The sequence below is a fragment of the Nonomuraea bangladeshensis genome (assembly GCF_039529455.1).
Classification (GTDB): Bacteria; Actinomycetota; Actinomycetes; order Streptosporangiales; family Streptosporangiaceae; genus Nonomuraea; species Nonomuraea bangladeshensis.
Genome location: NZ_BAAAMV010000011.1, coordinates 333,761 through 349,468, shown reverse-complemented (window position 1 = coordinate 349,468; position 15,708 = coordinate 333,761). Strand labels below are relative to the sequence as shown.

The window sequence follows — 15,708 nt, the reverse complement described above, 5'->3', positions numbered from 1 at the left end:
GGCGCATGCCCGCCCGACCGTGCCCCTGCGGCCTGCCCGCCCCCTACGACGACTGCTGCGGCAAGCTGCACCGCGGCGAGGCGGCGGCGGCCACCGCCGAGCAGCTCATGCGCTCGCGCTTCAGCGCGTTCGCCGTCGGCGACGCGGCCTACCTGCTGCGCACCTGGCACCCGGCGGGCCGCCCGGTCCGGCTCGACCTCGACCGGCGGCTGCGCTGGACCAGCCTGGAGATTCTCGGCACCACGGGCGGCAGCGTCGTGCACACCGAGGGCACGGTCCGCTTCCGCGCCCACTACGTGGAGCGCGGGCGGCCGGGCGACATGGAGGAGCACAGCCGGTTCGTACGGCTGGACGGTCGCTGAATCTACGCCGGGGCGCTCTGAGCCGTCAGAGCTCGGGCTTGCGGGCCACCCCGCCGACGAACGTGTGGTACGTGATGCCGGGCGTGGCGTGGTCGTCCTCGCCCGGCCGCCACTCCGGCAGCGGCACCAGGCCGGGCTCCAGCAGGTCCAGCCCGTCGAAGTAGGCGAGGATCTCCGCGCGGGTGCGCCACCGCCCGGTGCCCATCGTCTCGTTGAAGACCTTCTCCGCCGAGTACGCCTGCCGCGACACCTCGGGCAGCTCAGGCCCGGGGTTGTGGAAGTGGGAGACGGCGAGGTAGCTGCCCGGCACCAGGCGGTCCATCAGCCGGCGGGTGATGCCGCCGGGGTCCTCGTGGTCGGCCAGGTGGTGCAGGATGCCGAGCAGCAGCAGCGCCACCGGCCGGTCGAAGTCGATCAGCCGCCGGACCTCGGGGTTGTGCAGGATCGCCTCGGGGTCGAGCAGGTCGGCCTCGACCACGGTGGTGGTGTCGTCCACGGCCAGCAGGGCCCGGCCGTGGACGAGCACGATCGGGTCGTGGTCGACGTAGACGACGTGCGTGCCGGGCGCGACCGCCTGGGCGATCTCGTGCACGTTGCCCTGGGTGGGCAGGCCGGAGCCGATGTCGAGGAACTGCCGGATGCCGGCCTCTCCGGCGAGGAAGCGCACCACCCGGCCCAGGAACTCGCGGTTGGCCCGCGCCGCCTGGGGCGCGTCCGGCGCGACCTCCAGCGCCCGCCGCGCGGCCATCCGGTCGGCTTCGTAGTTGTCCTTGCCGCCGAGCATGAAGTCGTAGACCCGCGAGACGCTGGGTCTCGTCGTGTCGATCCCGCGCGGCGCGCGCTCCTGCTCGCTCTCGGACACCCTCGGCTCCTCCTGCCTGCGACGTCACGGGGGACGTTGCCGATGATCGTACGACGCCGGACCCCGGAAGATCCCGACTTTCTGCCATTTATCCCGATCAGGCGGACTCCCGTACCACCAGCTCGGTCGGCAGCACCACGGGCTCCACGGGGCCGGCCCCGTCCAGCAGGGCGAACAGCAGCCGCATCGTCTCCTGCGCCATCTTCGCGAGCGGCTGGCGGATCGTGGTCAGCGGCGGATGGGTCGAGACCGCCACCGCCGAGTCGTCGAACCCGCCCACCGCCACGTCGTCAGGCACCCGCCGCCCGGCCGCGCGCAGCGCCGCGAGGGCCCCGGCCGCCATCAGGTCAGAGGCCACGAAGACCGCGTCGAGGTCGGGGGAGCGCTCCAGCAGCTCGCGCATCGCCCGCTCGCCGCTCGCCTGCGTCCAGTCGCCGTGCGCGATGAGCCGCTGGGTGGCCTTGCGGCCCAGCACCTCGGCGAAGCCCTCCAGGCGCTGGATGCCGCCCGGCGTGTCCATCGGCCCGGTGATCATCGCGATCCTGCGGCGGCCCTGGCGGACGAAGTATTCCGTCATCTGCCGGGCGCCGAGGCGCTCGTCGGCGGCGGCGTACGGGATGACGTTCTCGTGGCCGATGACCGCGCCGACCGACACCGCGGGCGGCCCGCCGGAGCCCAGGGCCTCCACCAGCGGGTCGCCCGCGTGCGTGGAGACCAGCAGCACCCCGTCGGCGTGGCCGCCGCGCACGTAGCGGACCACGCGCTCGCGGTCGCCCTCGTCGCCGGCCATCATCATCACCAGCGACAGGTCCCGCTCGGCCAGCATCCTGATCGCGACCCGGATCAGCGTGCTGTAGTTGGGGTCCTCGAACAGTTTCTCGTGCGGCTCCGACAGCACCATCACCACCGAGCCGGTGCGCTGGGTGACCAGGCTCCTGGCGGCGCGGTTGACGACGTAGCCGGTCTCGGAGATCGCCCGCTCGATGGCCACGCGCGCCGCGGGGCTGACGTATTTGTCCCCGTTGAGCAGGCGGGAGACCGTGCCGCGGGACACGCCCGCGGCCGCGGCCACATCGTGGATCGTAGGGCGTTTCATTTCACGGCTCCGGAGGACAGATCGGTCCTCCAGTATCGCTGCATCGTGAGGAACAGCGCGATCAACGGCACGATCGACAGGAACGCCCCCGTGAGGATCAGGTTGTAGAGCGCGGGCTGGTTGGCCCCCGCCATGAGCAGCGTGTAGAGGCCGACGGTGAGCGGGAACTTGCCGTCGTCGCCCAGCATGATGAACGGCAGCAGGAAGTTGTTCCAGATCGCCACGAACTGGAACAGGAAGATCGTCACCATGCCGGGCACCATGAGCGGCATCGCCACCCGCGCCATCAGCCGGCCCTCGCCCGCCCCGTCGATCCGGCCCGCCTCCAGCAGCGAGTCGGGGATGGCCGCCGAGGCGTAGATGCGGGCCAGGTAGATGCTGTACGGGTGCAGGATCTGCGGCAGCAGCACCGCCCAGTACGTGTCCGCCAGCCCGAACTTGCTGAACAGCAGGTACTGCGGGATGGCCAGCACCACGGCGGGCACCAGGATGCCGCCGATGAGGATGTTGAAGATGGCGTTGCGGCCGGGGAAGCGGTATTTCGCCAGCGCGTACCCGGAGATCGCCGAGACCGCGGTGGACAGCAGCGCCCCGCCGCCCGCGTAGAGCAGCGTGTTGCCCGCCCACAGCCAGAACACGCCGTCGCGGTAGGCGAAGAGCTGCTCGACGTTGTCGAGGAAGCCCGTGCCGAACGCCAGCGTCGAGGTGCTGAACAGCTCGCCCGGGGACTTGGTGGCCGCGATGAACACCCAGAACACCGGGAACAGGCAGTAGATCGCCCCGAGGAGCAGCAGCGCGGTCGGCGCGATGCCCCACGGCCCGTGGACGCCCGCGCCGCGCGCGCGGCGGCGGTGCGAGGTGGCGGCGGTGACCCCGGCCATCAGCCCTCCCCGAAGGCGTGGTTGCGGACCACGCGCAGGAACCCGAACGACAGGACGAGCGAGACCGCCGCGATGACGATCGAGGTGGCGGCGGCCGAGTACAGGTCGCCGGTGACGAAGGCGTCCCGGTAGACCTTCATGAGCGGGCTCCAGGTGGAGCTGATCGTGTTGGTCAGCGGGCGCAGCGTGGTGGGCTCGGTGAACACCTGGATGGTGGCGATGATCGAGAACACCGTGGTGAGGATGATCGCCGGGGTCAGGATCGGGATCTTGACCCGGACGGCGATCTGGAGCTCCGACGCGCCGTCGAGCCGGGCGGCCTCGTACAGGTCGCGCGGGATGGCCCGGAGCGTGGTGTAGAGCACGAGCATGTTGAAGCCGGTGCCGCCCCACACCGCCACGTTCGCCATCGAGTACGTGACCGTGGTGGCCCCGAGCAGGTCGGCGTCGAGCACGGAGCGGATCGGGCTGAGCGAGGGCAGGTAGAGGAAGCCCCACAGCAGGGTGGCGGCCACCCCCGGCACCGCGTACGGCAGGAAGATCGCGATCCGGGAGAAGCGCGCCAGCCGGACCCGCGCCGAGTCCAGCAGCAGCGCGAACAGCAGCGCGAGGCCGAGCATGACGGCCAGCACCAGCGCGCCGTACCCGAGCACCCGCAGCCAGCCCTGCCACAGCTCGGCGTCGGCGAGCGCGGCCGAGAAGTTGTCGAAGCCGACGAACACCTCCCGCCGCGCCCCCTTCCCGAGCCCGAGCCCCGACACCTTGGTCCGGCGCATCGCCAGGTGGACCGTGTAGCCGATGGGCACGGCGAGGAAGAGCGTGAACAGCACGATCGCCGGGGTCAGGAAGAGGTACGGCCAGGCGTTCTTTCTTCTCTGGTTCATTGCGCGATCTGGAAGCCGGCCTTGCGCATGTCGGCGACCGTGGCGTCCTGCATGGACCGCACGGCCTCGGCGAAGGGCGACTTGTTCTGCACGGCCTTGTCGAAGGCGTCCTTGAAGGCGTTGTACGTCACGCCGACGTTCGGGCCGAAGGTGAAGCCGCGGGCGCCCGCGGAGACGGCGGCGGCCTGCTGCCAGAAGTCGGGCTGGTTGGCGAAGTATTCAGGAGCCTCGCCGAGCGACGACTGGGCCTTGGTGGCGGCCGGGTAGATCGCGGCCTCCTCCACGAGCAGCCTGATCGCCTCCGGGTCGGTGTTGAGCCAGGTGGCGAACCGCGCGGCGGCGGCCTTGTTCGGGGTCTTGGCCGACACGGCGGTGGACGAGCCGCCCCAGAAGCCGCTGACGTTCTCGCCGGCGTTCCACTGGGGGAGCGGGGCGGCGGCCCACTTGCCCTTGGCCTTGGGGGCGTTGCTCGACAGCACGCCCGGCGCCCACACCGCGGACGGCCAGGTGAGCAGCTTGCCGTCGTTGAGCGCCTTGTTCCACTCGGGGGTGAAGTACGGCATGTCGTCGATGGCGCCCTCCTTCACCAGGCCGCCCCAGTAGTCGGCGACCTTGGTGGTGGCCTCGTCGGCGATGTTCACCTTCCAGGACTCGCCCTCGATCGCCCACCATTGGGCGCCGGCCTGCTGGGCGTAGCCTGTGAACGCTCCCGGGTCCTTGCTGGAGAACGTGCCGAGGTGGACCTTCGGGTCCTTCTTGCGCACGGCGCGGGCCGCGTCGGCGTACTCCTGCCAGGTCTTCGGCACCTCGATGCCGTACTTGTCGAACAGGTCCTGGCGGTAGAAGAGCATCATCGGGCCGCTGTCCTGCGGGACGCCGTAGACGCCTTCGGTGCCGAGCGTGACCAGGCGCCACAGCCCTTCCGTGAACTCGCCCTGGACGGCGGCGGTCTCGGCCTTGATGTCGGCCACCGCGTCGGCGGCGATGAACGAGGGAAGGTGCTGGTACTCGGCCTGGACCAGGTCGGGCGGGTTGCCGGCCTTGGCGGCCGTGAGGTACTTCGCGGCCGCGTCGTCGCCGCCGGCCTGCTTGCTGACCGTGACCTGGATGTCGGGGTGCGCCTTGTTCCAGACCTCCACGATCTTGTCCATGTTGGGGGCCCAGGTCCAGTAGGTGAGCTTGACCGGTCCCTGGGCCGCGGGGGCGGAGCTTTGCGGCGCCGCGGAGCTCTGGGGGGCGGGCTCGCCGGACCCGCAGGCGGCGAGGGTGGCCGTGAGGGCGACGGCCAGCGCTGCTCCGAGACGGTTGGCGCGCATGCGTACCTCCGTAAGGTTCTGTGAACGTGCACAGAGTGGAGCAGCGCCGAAATGCCCGTCAAGAGGCGTTACGTTCTCGTTAACCCGTGGAAAACACCTGATCCGTCCCCGGCCTGTTCCCAACGGTGCGGAGAGGGATTACTGTGCACGTTCACAGAAGCTTTCCAAGGGGGATGGATGTATCCGGAGCGTCCTGCCGGCCTCGCCTTCGGCGGGGACTACAACCCAGAGCAGTGGCCGCGCGAGGTCCTGGAGGAGGACGCGGCCCTCATGCGGGAGGCCGGGGTCAACCTGGTCAGCCTGGGCATGTTCTCGTGGGCGCTGATGGAGCCGGCCGAGGGACGTTACGACTTCGGCTGGCTGGACGAGATCCTCGACCGGCTGCACGCGGCCGGGGTCGCCGTGGACCTCGCCACCCCGACGGCCGCGCCGCCCGCCTGGTTCGTCGCCGCGCACCCCGACGTGCTGCCGGTGACCAGGGAGGGCGTGCGGATCGGGTTCGGCGGGCGGCAGAGCGCCTGCTCCAGCGCGCCGGCCTTCCGCGAGGCCACCGCGCGGCTGGTGCGGGCGCTGGGCGAGCACTACCGCGACCATCCGGCCGTGGCCATGTGGCACGTGCACAACGAGTACGGGGCGCCGCTCGGCGAGTGCTACTGCGAGCACAGCGTGGCCGCCTGGCGGGGGTGGCTGCGGGCGACGTACCAGGACATTTCCGCGCTGAACGACGCCTGGGGGACCACCTTCTGGGGCCAGACCTACACCGACTGGTCGCAGATCGACGCCCCCCGCTTCAACCACACGGTGGTCAACCCCGCCCAGCGCCTGGACTACGCCCGTTTCAGCGACGGCCAGCACCGCGAGCACTACGCGCTCCAGCGCGACATCCTGCGCGAGCTCACCCCGCACCTTCCCGTCACCACGAACTTCGCCGGCACCGTCAACTGCAAGTCCACCGATCTCTGGCAGTGGGCCCGCGAGCTCGACGTCGTCGCCAACGACCACTATCTGCGCGCCGAGCAGCCCGACAACCACATCGACCTGGCGATGTCCGCCGACCTCGCCCGCTCGGTGGCGGGCGGCGCGCCCTGGATGCTCATGGAGCACTCGGCGGGGGCGGTCAACTGGCAGCCGCGCAACCTCGCCAAGCGGCCCGGCGAGATGCGCCGCAACAGCCTCGCCCACGTGGCGCGCGGCTCCGACAGCGTGCTGTTCTTCCAGTGGCGGGCCTCCAGGTTCGGGGCCGAGAAGTTCCACTCCGGGCTGGTTCCGCACGCCGGGACCGACTCCGGGCAGTGGCGCGAGGTGGTCCGGCTGGGCGCCGACCTGCGGCGGCTGGCCGGGGTGCGGGGGAGCCGGGTGCGGGCCGAGGTGGCGCTGGTCTGGGACTGGGAGTCGTACTGGGCGCTGGAGCTGGACTGGCGGCCCTCGGTGGACCTGTCCTTCCGCGAGCGGATGGACGCCTTCTACGAGGCGTTGTGGCGGGAGCACGTCACGGTGGACTTCGTCCACCCTTCCGCTGATATTTCGGGGTATCGGGTGGTGGTGGCGCCCAGCGCGTACCTGCTGACCGAGGCCGGCGCCAAGAACCTGCACCGCTACGTCGAGGCGGGCGGGCACCTGCTGGTGTCGTACTTCTCCGGCATCGTGGACGAGCACGACGCCATCCACCCCGGCCCCCACCCGGGCGCGCTGCGCGAACTGCTCGGCCTCTCGGTCGAGGAGTTCCACCCGCTGCGGCAGGACGAGACCGTCCCCCTGACCGCCGAGCCGGGGACGGAGGACCTGCGGGGGCGGATCTGGTCGGAGCGGGTGCGCCCGGCGGGGGCGGTCACCGTGCGTGCCTTCGCCGCCGGCCCCGACGCCGGCCACCCCGCCTTCACCCGGCACGACCTCGGCGCGGGCGCCGCCTGGTACCTCAGCACCGCCCCCACCGGCGGCCGGGCCCTCCGCGACCTGCTCGGCCAGGTGCTCGACCGGGCGGGCGTGTCGCGCCCGCGCGGCCTGCCCGAGCACCTGGAGCTCGTCCGCCGGGGCCGCCACGTGTTCCTCATCAACCACGGCGACGAGCCGGTGACGGTCGAGGGGGTGACCGGCGTCAGCGTGTTCGACGGCGAGCGCTGCGACGGCCGGGTCACCGTCGCGGCCGGCGCCGTCACGGTCGTCGAGGAAACCCCCCGACCCGAAGGAGAACGCGCATGAGGCGCATCCTGACCGTCCTGTCCCTGCTGTTACTCACCGCCGCCTCCCTGGCGGCACAGCCCGCCCAGGCCGCACCGGCGCATGGCCCCGGGGTGCGGCTGGCGATCCGCGGCGCCGACGTCTCCAGCCTCGCCAAGTCCGAGGCGCTCGGCGGCGTCTACCGCGACACGCTCGGCCGCCGCGCCGACGCCCTGCGCGTCCTGTCCCAGGCCGGGCTCAACTACATCAGGCTCAAGGTCTGGGTGAACCCGGCCGACGGCTACAACACCAAGGCGAAGGTGCTCGCCGTCGCCAAGCGGGCCAAGGCCCAGGGGCTGAAGCTGCTCGTCGACTTCCACTACTCCGACACCTGGGCCGACCCCGGCAAGCAGTACAAGCCGGCGGCGTGGGAGTCGCTGAGCTTCGACCGGCTCCGGCAGGCCGTCGCCGACCACACCTACGACGTGCTCGACGCGCTGCGCCGCCAGGGCACCCCCGCCGACATGGTCCAGGTCGGCAACGAGATCAACGGCGGCCTGCTCTGGCCCGACGGCTCCAACACGAACTGGGCGAACACCGCCGCGCTGCTGAACGCCGGCCACGACGCCGTCAAGCGGGTCTCGCCCGCGACCAAGGTCGTGCTGCACCTGGCCAACGGCGGCGACAACGGGTTGTACCGGTGGTGGTTCGACAACGCCGCCGCGTACGGGATCAGGCACGACGTCATCGGGGTGTCGTACTACCCGTACTGGCACGGGACGCTGGAGGGCTTCCAGGCCAACCTCAACGACGTCGCCACCCGCTACGGCAAGCCGATCGTCGTGGTGGAGACCGGCTACCCCTTCACCACGGCCGACGACGACGGCTGGGAGAACCTCATCGGCTCGGCCGAGCCGTACCCCGGCTACCGGTCCACGCCGCAGGGGCAGGCGGCCATGCTGGCGAAGGTCGCCGACATCGTCAGGCAGGTCCCGAACGGTCTCGGCCTCGGCCTGTTCACCTGGGAGGCGACCTGGACCGGGGTGCCGGGCAACGGCTGGGACCCGGCCGACCCGTCCTCCGGCAACGCCTGGGAGAACCAGGCGCTGTTCGACTTCGCCGACCGCCCGTTGCCCGCGATGGCGGTGCTCGGCGGGGTCTGAAGACGGTAACCTGAGAAGGCGGCCGGGCGGCATACCGTGGACGCATGCGCCTGACCGCCTTCACCGACATCTCCCTGCGCATCGTGATGCGGCTGGCCGTGGCGGACGCCGACGAGCTGCTGACCACGCGGGCCGTGGCCGACGCGCTCGCCGTCCCGTACACCCACGCGGCCAAGGCCGTCGCCAGGCTCAGCGAGCTGGGGCTGGTCGAGGCCAGGCGGGGGCGGGGCGGCGGGATGCAGCTCGCCGCGCGCGGCCGCGCCGCGACGGTCGGGAGCATCGTGCGCGCCCTGGAGGGCGGCGACGACGTGGTGGGGTGCGAGGACGCCGTGCCCTGCCCCCTCCGGGCCGCCTGCCGGCTGCGCGGCGCGCTGCGCCAGGCCCAGGAGGCGTTCTACGCCGCGCTCGACGACGTCACGGTCGCCTCGCTGGTCGAGGCGCCGACCGGGCCGGTGCTGCTGTCGCTCACGCCCCCCGGGGAACGGACCGCCCCTCTGGCCAAATAATATGCATCCCAGATACCAATTTGAGGATCTGGGGGTTCATCCATGCTGTCCGAGGAGAGCGCGGCCGTCGTCCGCGCGACGCTGCCCGTCGTCGCGGCCCAGCTCGACACCATCACCGCGCGGTTCTACGACACGATGTTCGCCGACCGCCCCGAGCTGCTCGACGGCCTGTTCAACCGCGGCAACCAGCGCAACGGCGAGCAGCGGCGCGCCCTGGCCGGCTCCATCGCCGCCTTCGCGACCATGCTGCTCGACCACCCGGACGAGCGCCCCGACGAGCTGCTGTCGCGCATCGCGCACAAGCACGCCGCCGTCGGCGTCACCGAGGACCAGTACGTCATCGTCCACAAATACCTGTTCGGCGCCATCGCGGAGGTCCTCGGCGACGCCGTCACCCCCGACGTGGCCGCCGCCTGGGACGAGGTCTACTGGCTGATGGCCGGCGCGCTCATCGCGATCGAGGCCCGCTTGTACGCCGCCGCCGGCGCCGAGGGCGGCCGCACCTGGCGGACCTGGCAGGTCGTGGAGCGGCGCGAGGAGACCCCGGACGCCATGTCCCTGCTGCTGCGCCCGCTCGGCGACGAGCCCGTGCCGCCCGCCCTGCCCGGCCAGTACGTGAGCATCCGCGTCCGCATGCCCGACGGCGTCCACCAGCTCCGCCAGTACACCCTCTCCGGCGACGGCGACGGCGACGGCGACGGCGACGGCGGCCTGCGCCGCGTCACGGTCAAGCGGGTCGAGGACGGCGAGGTCTCCGCCCTGCTGCACGCCACCGCCAGGGAGGGCGACGAGCTGACGCTGTCCGCGCCGTTCGGCGACGTCGCGCTGCGCGACGGCGAGGCCCCGCTCGTGCTCGTCTCGGCCGGCATCGGCTGCACCCCGATCACCGCCATGCTCGGCCACCTGGCCCGCACCGGCGACCCCCGCCGGGTGCTGCTCCTGCACGCCGACCGGGACGTGACGAGCCACCCGCTGCGCGCCGACATGGCCCGCCTCGCCGCCGAGGTCGGCGCCGAGCAGGTCCTCTGGTACGAGCGCGACGCCCCCGAAGGCGCCCGCACCGGCCTGATGGACCTGGACGGCGTGGCGATCCCCGAGGGCGCGGAGGTGTACATGTGCGGGCCGGTGCCGTTCATGCGGGCGGTCCGCGGCGGGCTCATCAGGGCGGGCGTGGCGCCGAAGGACATCCACTACGAGGTCTTCGGCCCCGATCTCTGGCTCGGCGCCGCCTGAGCCTCCCGGGCGCGGCGGGTTGGCATGATGGGCCCATGACACCCGACGAGCTGCTCACCACCACCCGCAGCGTCCGCAAGCGCCTCGACCTGACCAGGCCCGTGCCGATGGAACTCGTCCGCGAGTGCCTGGAGATCGCGCTGCAGGCCCCCAGCGGCGGCAACGCCCAGGGCTGGCACTGGGTCGTGGTCACCGACCCGGAGCGGCGCAAGGCGATCGGCGACTACTACGGCCGGGCCACCCGCGCCTACCTCGCCTCGAAGTCCTCGGCCGGCGCGCTGTTCCAGGACGACCCTGAGCGGGCGGCGGTGCAGCGGCGGGTCTCCGACAGCGCCGCCTACCTGGGTGAGCACATGGGGGAGGCGCCGGTCCTGGTGATCCCCTGCATCGAGGCGGCCAGGCTGCCCGAGGGCAACCAGGCGGGACTCTGGGGGTCGCTGCTGCCGGCCGCGTGGAGCTACATGCTGGCCGCCCGCGCCCGCGGCCTCGGCACCGCCTGGACGAGCCTGCACCTGGTGTACGAGACCGAGATCGCCGAGCTGCTCGGCATCCCGGCCGACGTCCGGCAGGGCGCGCTCATCCCCACGGCCTACTACACGGGCGAGACGTTCAAGCCGGCCCGCCGCCAGCCGCTTGACGACGTTCTTCACCTCGACGGCTGGTGACGGGTTAAGATCACCGGCGTAATCCCCCCGTACCCCAAGGAGCCGGCGATGTCCGACAGCGAGCAGGAAAGCGCACCACAGGGGATCGACACCAGCAGGCCGAGCGTGTCACGCGTCTACGACTTCCTGCTGGGCGGCACGCACAACTACGCCGCCGACCGGCAGGTCGGCGAGCTGGCGCTGAAGATCGCGCCGGACGCGCCGCAGGCCGCCAGGGCCAACCGGGCGTTCCTGCGGCGCACGGTCCGCCACCTCGCGGGCGAGGCCGGCGTCCGGCAGTTCATCGACGTCGGCTCCGGCCTGCCCACGCAGGGCAACGTGCACGAGATCGCGCAGGCGGTCGCGCCGGGCGCGCACGTCGTCTACGTCGACCACGACCCGATGGTGCAGGTCCACGGCGGGGCGCTGCTCGCCGGCGACGACACGACGGCCGTGGTGCACGCCGACGCGCGCGAGCCGGAGAGCATCCTCGCCGACCCGCGCACGCGCGACCTCATCGACTTCGACCGGCCGGTGGGGCTGCTGATGTTCGGGCTGCTGCACCACCTGGCCGACGAGGAGGACCCGGCCGGGATCGTGGCCCGCCTGACGGCGCCGCTCGCCTCCGGCAGCCACGTGGTCATCTCCCACTTCCACAACCCGGGCGCGGCCCACCCCGAGGTCGCCGCGCAGGCGGCCGAGGCCGAGAGGCTGTTCAACGAGCATCTCGGCACCGGCCGCTGGCGCACCCGCGAGGAACTGCTGGCCTACTTCGACGGCCTGGAGCTGCTGGAGCCCGGCCTCGTGCCGCTGCCGGAGTGGCGGCCGGACGAGGGGGAGGACGCCGGTCTCGGGATCACCTACCACACCTTCGTCGGCGGGGTGGGGCGCAAGCCGTAGCGGCTCACTCCGGCAGCTTGCCCGTGGCCACCACGTCGCGGTACCAGTGGGCGCTGTCCTTCCAGGTGCGCTCCATCGTCTGCCGGTCCACCCGGACGATGCCGAACCGCTTGGCGTAGCCGTGCGCCCACTCGAAGTTGTCCATCAGCGACCACACGAAGTAGCCGCGCACGTCCGCGCCGCCCGCGATGGCCTCGGCCACGGCGGACAGGTGCCGGCGCAGGTAGTCGACCCGGTCGGCGTCGTGGACCAGCCCGTCCTGCCCGACCGGGTCGGGGAACGCGGCGCCGTTCTCGGTGATCATGAGGGGCAGGCCCGGGTAGTCGCGGTGCAGGCGCAGCAGCAGCTCGGTCAGGCCGGTCTCGTCGATGTTCCAGCCCATCTCGGTGTACGGGCCGGGCTGGCGGACGAACTCGACGTCCTCGCAGGCGATCCACGGGGAGGCCGCCCCGTCCTGGTGGCCGTCGGCCGTCTCCTTCGGCCCGGAGCCGTCCCAGTGCCGCACCAGCGTCGGGTTGTAGTAGTTGACGCCGAGCACGTCGATCGGCTGGCGGGCGGCGGCCTCGTCGCCGTCGCGCACGAACGACCAGTCGGTCACCGAGGAGGTGGCCTCGATGAGGTCGCGCGGGTAGGCGCCCTCCAGCATCGGCCCGAGGAAGGCCAGGTTGGACAGGGCGTCCGCCTTGCGCACCGCCACCGCGTCCGCCTCGGACACGCCGCGCACGTGGTGCAGGTTGAGCGTGACCGACATCCGCGCGTCCCTGGCCGCGGTCGAGCGCAGCGCCTGCACCGCCAGGCCGTGCCCGAGGTTGAGGTGGTGGACGGCGGCGAGGGCCGCGGCCGGGTCGGTGCGGGCCGGGGCGTGCACGCCGGAGGCGTAGCCCAGGTACGCCGAGCACCACGGCTCGTTCAGCGTGATCCAGGTATGCACGCGGTCGCCGTACCGCTCGCCCATCAGGCGGGCGTACTCGGCGAAGCGCAGCGCCGTGTCGCGGGCCGGCCAGCCGCCCGCGTCCTCCAGCTCCTGCGGCAGGTCCCAGTGGTAGAGGGTGGCGACGGGGGCGATGCCGCGGGCCAGCAGGCCGTCGATCAGCCGGTCGTAGAAGGCCGCGCCCGGCTCGTTCAGCCCGCCGGAGCCGCCCGGCTGGACGCGCGGCCAGGAGATCGAGAAGCGGTAGGCGCCGACGCCGAGCCCGGCCAGCAGGTCGAGGTCGGACTCCAGCCGGTGGTAGTGGTCGCAGGCGAGGTCACCGGTGTCGCCGTTCGCGACCAGGCCGGGGGTGTGCGAGAAGGTGTCCCAGATGGACGGGCCGCGGCCGTCCTCGTTCCAGGCGCCCTCGACCTGGTAGGCGGCCGTGGCGGTGCCCCACAGGAAGCTCTCGGGGAAGGTCGTCATGTTGCTCCTTCAAGGATGATCTCGATCTCGTCGATGTCCGGCCCGGCGGTCGCCCGCGCGCCGCCGGCCAGCAAGTTCCAGGACGTGGCCGCGCCCTCGACGCGCCGGGCCCGCACCCGCTCGCCGTCCCGCGACACCTCGAAGACCGCCCCTGTGCCCCCGTCCACGGTGGGAACGGTAACAGTGCGGTGATCGCCGTCCGCGAGCCGGTACGCCCGCAGGGTCACGCCGTCGGCGTAGTCGTAGTCGGGCCGGTCCTCGCGCGCGCCGACCGGCAGCACCGCGCCCGGCCGCACCAGCAGCGGCAGGCTGTCGAAGCCGTGCACCTCGGTGTGCCAGGCGGGGCCCGTCACCGTCGCGCCGTCCAGCAGGCGGGTCCACTCGCCGGCGGGCACGTAGTAGGAGACCTCGCCCCCGGCCGACAGCACCGGCGCGACCAGCAGGTCGGGGCCCAGCATGTACTGGGCGTCGAGGTGGTCGCAGGCCCGGTCGCCGGGGAACTCCAGCTGCATCGCCCGCATCACCGGCAGCCCGTCCGTGGTGGCGCGCACCGCGGCGCCGTACAGATAGGGCATGAGCCGCGCCTTGAGCCTGGTGAACGCGCGCAGCACGGTCACCGACTCCTCGTCGAACAGCCACGGCACCCGGTACGACGAGCTGCCGTGCAGCCGGCTGTGCGACGACAGCAGCCCGAAGGCCACCCACCGCTTGAACACCGCCGGGTCCGGCCGGCCCTCGAACCCGCCGATGTCGTGGCTCCAGAACCCGAACCCGGCCAGGCCGAGGGAGAGCCCGCCGCGCAGCGACTCGGCCATCGCCTCGAACGTGGACTCGCAGTCGCCACCCCAGTGCACCGGCAGCCGCTGCCCGCCGACGGTCGCCGACCGGGCGAACAGCACGGCGGGGCCGCGCTCGGCCAGCACGTCGTGGACGGTCTGGTTGTAGAGCAGCGTGTAGTAGTTGTGCATGCGCTCGGGGTCGGAACCGTCGGCGTAGGCCACGTCGGTCGGGACGCGCTCGCCGAAGTCGGTCTTGAACGCGTCCACGCCCATGTCGAGCAGCGCGCGCAGCTTGCCCGCGTACCACTCCCGCGCGGCCGGCGAGGTGAAGTCGACCAGCGCCCGCCCCGCCTGCCAGTGGTCGTCCTGCCACACCGTTCCGTCCGGGCGGCGCAGCAGGTGGCCGAGCCGCCGGCCCTCGTCGAACAGCGCCGACGCCTGCCCGATGTACGGGTTGATCCACACGCACACCCGCAGCCCGCGCTCCCTGAGCCGGCGCAGCATGCCCTCGGGGTCGGGGAACGTCTCCGGGTCCCACTCGAAGTCGCACCAGCGGTATTGCCGCATCCAGAAGCAGTCGAAGTGCAGCACGCTGAGCGGGATGTCCCGCTCGGCCATCCCGGACACGAACGACGTGACCGTGGCCTCGTCGTAGTCGGTGGTGAACGACGTGGACAGCCACAGCCCGAACGACCAGGCGGGCGGCAGCGCCGGACGGCCGGTCAGCGCGGTGTAGCGGCGCAGGATGTCGGCCGGCGTCGGGCCGTGGATCACGAGGTACTCCAGCTCGTGCCCCTCGACGCTGAACTGCACCCGCGACACCGTCTCCGACCCCACCTCGAACGACACCCGCCCCGGATGGTTGACGAACACGCCGTAGCCGCGGTTGGTCAGGTAGAACGGGATGTTCTTGTAGGCCAGCTCGCTGGCCGTGCCGCCGTCGTCGTTCCAGATGTCGACGCTCTGCCCGTTGCGCACCAGCGGGCCGAAGCGCTCGCCGAGCCCGTACACCAGCTCCCCGGCGCCGAGCCGCAGCTGCTCGACCAGGAAGTGCCGCCCGCCGGCGTCCTCCATGAGGCCGAGGCTCCTGCCGTCGCCGCGGGTCAGCTCCCTGCCGCCGGCGCTGAAGACCAGCTCCCACGGCGCGTCCCTGCGCAGCCGCGCGGTGAGCGCGCCGCTGGTCAGGCTCGCGTGTTCGGCGTCCACGTCGATCCCTGTCGTGACCGGCTCCCCGCGCAGCTCGAAGGCGGGGGAGTCGGGCACCGAACCGGCGAGGTGCACCACGCGGACGCTGATCACGTCCGGCATCGGCGAGGAGACGTCCACGCGCAGGACCGGGCCGTCGATGGTGGCGCCCCGGTGGGTGATCGGGCGGGTGGGCGCGAGGATCCGTAACGACCCGCCCGCCTGATCCGCCGTGACGTCCTGGATCGTGACGTCGTGGGCCGCGGCGGCGTACGAGGCCCGCACGCCCGGCCGCATCCGCCAGTAACCGTCCTTGAACTTCATCCCGTCCGCCCCAGAGGTGA

14 protein-coding genes are annotated in these 15,708 nt (G+C 72.3%); 7 read left to right on the top strand and 7 right to left on the bottom strand.

Translation table 11 applies throughout. From position 1 onward, the window contains the following. The first annotated feature begins 5 nt into the window (after positions 1 to 5). Entirely contained in the window at positions 6 to 362 is a 357-nt protein-coding gene (locus tag ABD292_RS36690; RefSeq protein WP_344215680.1) for a YchJ family protein, read from the top strand. Positions 363 to 387: 25 nt separating this feature from the next. Here the strand turns inward: ABD292_RS36690 and ABD292_RS36685 are convergent, their stop codons facing one another. The 5 genes from ABD292_RS36685 to ABD292_RS36665 all read right to left on the bottom strand — a co-directional run bounded on the left by ABD292_RS36685 (position 388) and on the right by ABD292_RS36665 (position 5,401). Beyond that, a complete protein-coding gene (locus tag ABD292_RS36685) occupies positions 388 to 1,224 on the bottom strand; it encodes an SAM-dependent methyltransferase (RefSeq protein ID WP_344215678.1) in 837 nt (278 codons plus the stop codon). 97 nt (positions 1,225 to 1,321) lie between these two features. Further along, positions 1,322 to 2,296 (bottom strand): LacI family DNA-binding transcriptional regulator, encoded by a 975-nt coding sequence (locus ABD292_RS36680; RefSeq protein ID WP_344215676.1) that lies wholly within the window; start codon positions 2,294 to 2,296, stop codon positions 1,322 to 1,324. 20 nt (positions 2,297 to 2,316) lie between these two features. Then, positions 2,317 to 3,201: a carbohydrate ABC transporter permease gene (locus ABD292_RS36675; protein ID WP_344215674.1), complete on the bottom strand. Its 885-nt coding sequence runs from the start codon at positions 3,199 to 3,201 to the stop codon at positions 2,317 to 2,319. Continuing rightward, positions 3,201 to 4,085 carry a carbohydrate ABC transporter permease gene (locus ABD292_RS36670; protein WP_344215672.1) on the bottom strand — a complete coding sequence of 295 codons (885 nt, stop codon included), beginning with the start codon at positions 4,083 to 4,085 and terminating at the stop codon, positions 3,201 to 3,203. Before ABD292_RS36670 ends, ABD292_RS36675 begins: the two co-directional genes overlap by 1 nt. Then, positions 4,082 to 5,401, bottom strand: coding sequence for an ABC transporter substrate-binding protein (locus ABD292_RS36665; RefSeq protein ID WP_344215670.1), 1,320 nt, complete (start codon positions 5,399 to 5,401; stop codon positions 4,082 to 4,084). Before ABD292_RS36665 ends, ABD292_RS36670 begins: the two co-directional genes overlap by 4 nt. Positions 5,402 to 5,578: 177 nt before the next feature. Between ABD292_RS36665 and ABD292_RS36660 the strand changes: the two genes are divergently transcribed. The 6 genes from ABD292_RS36660 to ABD292_RS36635 are packed head-to-tail and all read left to right on the top strand — an operon-like array spanning position 5,579 to position 12,004. After that, entirely contained in the window at positions 5,579 to 7,600 is a 2,022-nt protein-coding gene (locus ABD292_RS36660; protein WP_344215668.1) for a beta-galactosidase, read from the top strand. After that, the gene (locus tag ABD292_RS36655) at positions 7,597 to 8,721 is read left to right on the top strand and encodes a glycoside hydrolase family 53 protein (protein WP_344215666.1); all 1,125 of its coding nucleotides are present in this window, start codon (positions 7,597 to 7,599) and stop codon (positions 8,719 to 8,721) included. Before ABD292_RS36660 ends, ABD292_RS36655 begins: the two co-directional genes overlap by 4 nt. A gap of 44 nt (positions 8,722 to 8,765) precedes the next feature. Continuing rightward, positions 8,766 to 9,227 (top strand): RrF2 family transcriptional regulator, encoded by a 462-nt coding sequence (locus ABD292_RS36650; RefSeq protein ID WP_344215664.1) that lies wholly within the window; start codon positions 8,766 to 8,768, stop codon positions 9,225 to 9,227. A gap of 42 nt (positions 9,228 to 9,269) precedes the next feature. Continuing rightward, positions 9,270 to 10,460, top strand: coding sequence for a globin domain-containing protein (locus tag ABD292_RS36645; protein ID WP_344215662.1), 1,191 nt, complete (start codon positions 9,270 to 9,272; stop codon positions 10,458 to 10,460). 35 nt (positions 10,461 to 10,495) lie between these two features. After that, on the top strand, positions 10,496 to 11,125 hold the full coding sequence (locus tag ABD292_RS36640; RefSeq protein ID WP_344215660.1) for a nitroreductase family protein: 630 nt from the start codon (positions 10,496 to 10,498) through the stop codon (positions 11,123 to 11,125). A gap of 48 nt (positions 11,126 to 11,173) precedes the next feature. Further along, positions 11,174 to 12,004, top strand: coding sequence for an SAM-dependent methyltransferase (locus ABD292_RS36635; RefSeq protein ID WP_344215658.1), 831 nt, complete (start codon positions 11,174 to 11,176; stop codon positions 12,002 to 12,004). Positions 12,005 to 12,008: 4 nt separating this feature from the next. Here the strand turns inward: ABD292_RS36635 and ABD292_RS36630 are convergent, their stop codons facing one another. Then, entirely contained in the window at positions 12,009 to 13,400 is a 1,392-nt protein-coding gene (locus tag ABD292_RS36630) for a GH1 family beta-glucosidase (protein ID WP_344215656.1), read from the bottom strand. Beyond that, the gene (yicI, locus tag ABD292_RS36625) at positions 13,397 to 15,688 is read right to left on the bottom strand and encodes an alpha-xylosidase (RefSeq protein ID WP_344215654.1); all 2,292 of its coding nucleotides are present in this window, start codon (positions 15,686 to 15,688) and stop codon (positions 13,397 to 13,399) included. The genes ABD292_RS36630 and yicI overlap by 4 nt, the downstream gene beginning before the upstream one ends. Between the last annotated feature and the right edge of the window lie 20 nt (positions 15,689 to 15,708).

Excerpts from the sequence above, each read along its gene's own strand:
- ABD292_RS36690 (WP_344215680.1), top strand. The coding sequence starts at position 6 with ATGCCCGCCCGACCGTGCCCCTGCGGCCTGCCCGCCCCCTACGACGAC.
- ABD292_RS36675 (WP_344215674.1), bottom strand. The coding sequence starts at position 3,201 with ATGGCCGGGGTCACCGCCGCCACCTCGCACCGCCGCCGCGCGCGCGGC.
- ABD292_RS36670 (WP_344215672.1), bottom strand. The coding sequence starts at position 4,085 with ATGAACCAGAGAAGAAAGAACGCCTGGCCGTACCTCTTCCTGACCCCG.
- ABD292_RS36665 (WP_344215670.1), bottom strand. The coding sequence starts at position 5,401 with ATGCGCGCCAACCGTCTCGGAGCAGCGCTGGCCGTCGCCCTCACGGCC.
- ABD292_RS36660 (WP_344215668.1), top strand. The coding sequence starts at position 5,579 with ATGTATCCGGAGCGTCCTGCCGGCCTCGCCTTCGGCGGGGACTACAAC.
- ABD292_RS36655 (WP_344215666.1), top strand. The coding sequence starts at position 7,597 with ATGAGGCGCATCCTGACCGTCCTGTCCCTGCTGTTACTCACCGCCGCC.
- ABD292_RS36650 (WP_344215664.1), top strand. The coding sequence starts at position 8,766 with ATGCGCCTGACCGCCTTCACCGACATCTCCCTGCGCATCGTGATGCGG.
- ABD292_RS36645 (WP_344215662.1), top strand. The coding sequence starts at position 9,270 with ATGCTGTCCGAGGAGAGCGCGGCCGTCGTCCGCGCGACGCTGCCCGTC.
- ABD292_RS36640 (WP_344215660.1), top strand. The coding sequence starts at position 10,496 with ATGACACCCGACGAGCTGCTCACCACCACCCGCAGCGTCCGCAAGCGC.
- ABD292_RS36635 (WP_344215658.1), top strand. The coding sequence starts at position 11,174 with ATGTCCGACAGCGAGCAGGAAAGCGCACCACAGGGGATCGACACCAGC.
- ABD292_RS36630 (WP_344215656.1), bottom strand. The coding sequence starts at position 13,400 with ATGACGACCTTCCCCGAGAGCTTCCTGTGGGGCACCGCCACGGCCGCC.
- yicI (WP_344215654.1), bottom strand. The coding sequence starts at position 15,688 with ATGAAGTTCAAGGACGGTTACTGGCGGATGCGGCCGGGCGTGCGGGCC.